Origin of the sequence: Nocardia acididurans (assembly GCF_016741815.1) — a bacterium.
GTDB classification, from domain to species: domain Bacteria; phylum Actinomycetota; class Actinomycetes; order Mycobacteriales; family Mycobacteriaceae; genus Nocardia; species Nocardia acididurans.
Window position 1 is genome coordinate 1 of record NZ_JAERRJ010000037.1, and the last position, 4988, is coordinate 4988.

Annotated in this window: 1 protein-coding gene; it reads right to left on the reverse strand. The window is 62.0% G+C overall.

The features are described from left to right. Window positions 1-4988 (reverse strand): non-ribosomal peptide synthetase (locus JK358_RS38650; RefSeq protein WP_201958844.1); only part of this gene is annotated, 4988 nt, incomplete at both ends.

A 4988-nucleotide genomic window follows, 5' to 3' on the forward strand; every position in this document is an offset into this window, starting at 1 on the left:
GGACGTTTGTGGCGATCTCGCCGTCCAACCGGGTTGGTGACCATTCGGTCGCGTCAGTTACCTTCCATCCCACATCGATTCGTTCGGCTGGAAGAACTACCTGATAGGCCACCCCGTCGACCTCAGAAAACACCGTCCGCAACGCTTCGTGTCGAGCAAGGACGTCGATGACGGCGGCCCCCAACACATCCGGATCTACCGCGTCTGTCAACCGCAGAACCAACGGCAGGTTATAGGTCGCTGACGGACCTTCCAACCGAGACAGGAACCACAGCCGCCCCTGGGCATACGACAACGGGACCAAGTCCGGGCGATTCCGGGCCGCCAGCGGAGCCCGGCGGTTGTTAACTCCTTCGGCACGAACCGACTCCGCGAGGCCCGCGACGGTCGGCGCCTCGAACAATGCCCGGACGGAGACACGCGAACCGAGGGCCTCGCCCACCGCCACTATTGCCCGCATCGCCAACAACGAGTTACCACCCAAATCGAAGAAGGAGTCGTCGATGCCAACTCGCTCGACTCCCAATACTCGTGCATAGATGGCGGCAAGGATCTGCTCCACCGGATTTGTAGGTGCACGGTAGGAGTCCGTACCCCCGTACCCGGGCGCGGGCAGAGCGCGCTTGTCCAGTTTTCCGTTCACCGTCAACGGCAACGATTTCAAACCCACCACCTGGGCCGGGACCATGTACTCGGGCAACAGAGCCACGACCGCCGCACGCACCGTCACAGGGTCGACCCGACCGGTCACGTACCCCACCAGACGTTTCTCTCCCGGCAGGTCTTCACGCGCCACAACTGCGGCCTGCTCAACCCCTGCCACCGTCGACAACGCAGCCGCCACCTCACCTGGTTCGACCCGGAACCCCCGAATCTTCACCTGATCGTCGACGCGACCCACGTATTCCAACTCGCCAGTGTTGTTCCACCGCACCATATCCCCCGTCCGATACATCCTGGCCCCCACACCAGCGAACGGACACGCCACGAACCGCGACGCGGTCAGCCCCGGTTGGCCCCAATACCCCCGGGCTACACCAGGACCCGCGACGTACAGCTCTCCCGCCACACCAACTGGAGCCTCGCCCAGCCTCGAATCCAATACGAAGAGCGCCGTGCCGGAAACCGGCCGACCGATCGCCGGCACACCTGCCCCCACCGCCAATGGCCCGCTGATCGACACATCTACCGTTGTCTCGGTCGGACCGTAGACGTTGATGACGGTGTGATCGACCGCCCAGCGGTCGACCAGCTCAGCCGGACACGCTTCGCCGCCGACAATCACCACCCTGCCTGAATCGACTCGATCCGGTGACAACGCCGACAACGCAGACGGCGTGACCGGTATATGCGAGACGTCGTTACGGGTGATGAACTGCTCGAGGTTGTCGAGCATCCCCTCTTCCATGGTCGGAATCACTGCGGCGGCCCCCACCAGCAACGCGCCCCACAAATTTGCGACCGATGCGTCGAAATTCAAGGACGCGAACTGCAAAACGCGGCTGTCACAGCTGATGCCAGCTCGATCTGCTTGAGTAGCAACGAGGTCCGCAAGGCCGGCGTGGGTAACCGCGACACCCTTCGGCGCACCGGTGGTACCGGAGGTGTAGATGACGTACGCGAGGTCTCCAGCCCGTGGTGCGGGCAACGCCACGCACGGTTGATCTTCGATCATCGGGTCACCCATATCGATTACGGCCACCCCATAATCGGCGAACCGGACGGCGTGATCGACCCAGGTGATCACAACCACCGGCGCGGCATCGGCGAGTATGAACGCGACCCGCTCCGCAGGGTGGTTGAGATCGATGGGCAGGTATGCCGCTCCGGCCTTCAACACCGCAAGGATCGCCACTACCGCATCGGCCGAATGCGCCCCAGCCACACCCACGATGTCCGCGGACCCAACACCACGTTCGACAAGCAAATTCGCCAGCCGCGAAGACCTCTCGTCAATTTCCTGATAAGTCCACGAACAACCCTTGAATACCACCGCAGTCGCATCCGGTGTCCGCTCCGTCTGCCCAGCGAAAAACACCGGAACTGACTCCAGCAAACGACCCGAGGACAGCGCCGCCCGGTTCGACAACACCGCCAACTGTGCCCGTTCGGACACTCCAAGCAAATCGATCGAGGACAAAGACCGCCCCGGATCGGCGGCGACCGCTTCCAGGAACCGCAGCAACCGAGCTATTACAGCCTCGATGGTCACAGCGTCGAACGCATCAGTCCGGTACTCGACTCGCAGGCCCAGTTCACGTCCTGGCGCAACCTGCAGGACAAGCGGGTAGTGCGTCCTTTCCCGACTGTCAACATCGACCACCGTCAGTGCGGCGGTGCTGACTTCGTCGACGGATGACTCTATCGGGTAGTTCTCAAATACAACGAGCGTGTCGAAGAGTTCACGGTGTCCCGCTGCCTGGTGGATCTCACTGAGTGAAAGGAAGTGATACTCGAGGGTGTCGTAGTTATTGGCTCGCAGTTGATCGATCAGCTGCAATGCGGTGATGTCCTGCGTCAGCACAGCACGCACAGGGACTGTATTGATGAACAGCCCCACCATGTTCTCCACCCCCGGCAAGTCTGCCGGGCGACCGGACACCGTCGACCCGAACGCGATGTCAGATTGGCCGGTCATGACATGGAGCGTCCATGCCCACGCCATCTGAAACACTGTGCTCATCGTCGTGTCGTGGCTGCGTGCGAAAGACTCGAGCGCACGCGTCGTCGACTCGGTCAGAGAGAACCGCGTCTCACCCTTCGCGAGCACGGTCGACGTCGGTGCAGCGGGGCAGACCATCGTGGGGGTCTCGAACCCATCGAATAGCGTCCGCCACGCCAGGCTGGCGCGCTCGACCGGTTGCTCGGAAACCCACGACAGATAGTTCCGGAAGGGAACCGGTGTGAGGAGCCGTTGCGAACCGTATTCCTGGAACATCTCCTTCAGCAGGATGGATATCGACCACCCGTCCACGACGATGTGATGCACGGTCAGGACGACGTGGTAAGTGTCCTTGGCGACTCTGATCAGGGACACACGTATCGGTGACTGCCGCTCGAGATCGCCGACAGCGATTCGCTCGTCAGCGGCCAAATCCCGTAGCACCCGTTCCGCATCTTCGACGCCGACGAGATCCACGAACGTCCACGGAACGTCGGGATTGCTCAGAATGATCTGAACAGGTCGGGCGAGTGGCCGGGAGACGAACCGTGCGCTCAGATGCGGGTGGCGCCCGACCACGGACCTAACCGCCGCAGCAAACCGATCGATGTCCAAGTCACCTTTGAGGGTGATGTCCAACTGAGTCGCATAGAGATCGCCGAGTCCTTCGAATGCCGCGTGAAACAGCAGGCCCTCCTGGAGCGGGGAGAGTGGCAGAATATCTGTCAGATCCCATTCCCGTTCCAGATCGTCGATCAGTGGCTGGCCGATCTCCGGTAGCAGCAGATCGGACGGGACCAAGCCACTGCCACCCGCCAAGGCGTAGCTACAGATTCCCTTCACGGCTTCGAACCACAATCGGGCCAACGACTCGATCGTGTCACGGTCGAGTTTCGATGCCGCCCAGGTGATTCCGGCATGCAGCCGAACTTCCGCACCGTCGTCGAACGCCGCAGCGTTGATCTGGATGGTATGCGACAACGGCATATCCGGCGCGAAGGTCGCAGTAAGCACGTCGGCCGGCATACCCACCAGTCCCCACAGCCGCGAGCCCTCCCGGACCTCGGCTCCATCGCCCATCCGGCCCAGGTAGTTCAGCATCACCTGCGCTCCCGGCACGTCCAGATCGGGCTCGGACCGTAGATATTTCAGCAATCCGAAGGTAATGCCGTCCGGTGCGGTGCGAAGCTGCTGCTTCGCGCTCTTGACGACCGCTTCGAGATCTCCGTCACCGGCTAACACCCGTCCCCAGGCAATTGCCGGGACGTGCAAGCGGACCGGGTACATGGCTGTGAACCAACCCACGGTCCCGGACAAACGAACAGGGCGGGCGATCTCCTCGTCCCGTCCATGCGATTCGACATCGATACCAATGGGTGTGCCCTGGGAGCCGGAGTGCTCGGCCAACGCCAAACCCAAAGCCGTCACCAGAATCTCATGCACGCCCATTCCCAGGATGGCGGGCACTTGGTTCGTCAGTGCCCGCGTCAGGTCGGCATCGAAGACCTCGGCGAACGACTCCGATGTCGCGAACGTGTCGACGCCTGAGTCCACTTGCGGCAACACCGCAGCAGTCGAGGCTATCTCCTTCCATACCGACAACTGACCCGATACCGCGGGAGAGGTCGCATACTCCGACAACACCGACGCCCATTCGCGGAACGACGTGCCACCGCCACGCAAACTGATCTCATCCCCCGACTGCAGTGCATGCCAGCCTGCGTTCAAGTCTTCAAGAATGACGCGCCATGACACCGCATCAACGGCGAGATGATGCACGAACATGACCAGATCACGGGCAGCTGGAGCCCAGACCGCGCGAACTACAACGCCTTCGGAAGGATTCAGTCCAGCACGAGCGTGGGCTACGGCCTCGGCCGTGATCTCGGCGACCTGCAGCAGACAATTCTCGGCGCGCACCCCGCCGGCCTCCGGAACAACCAGCGACCAACCGCGCTCCTTGTCGCCGTAACCCTCTAGACGCACCCGCAGCATCGGATGACGGTCCAGCAACGCCTGCAACAGAACAACCACGTCATCGAACCGAGCTCCTACCGGAGCCTTGAACATTACTGACTGATTGAACTGGTCGACTGGGCCCTGCAGAGCTGAACGCTCGAGCCAAGAAATGATCGGTGTCACCATCACGTCGCCAACACCATCATCGCCACGCTCGAAACCACCGTCGTCCACAATTGCGACAGCGGCGACCCCGGCAACCGTTTTGTGGGCGAAGATGTCCCGCGGTGTGACGACCAACCCGACGGCACGCGCCCGCGAAACGACCTGAATCGATGAAATGCTGTCGCCGCCGAGGTCGAAGAAT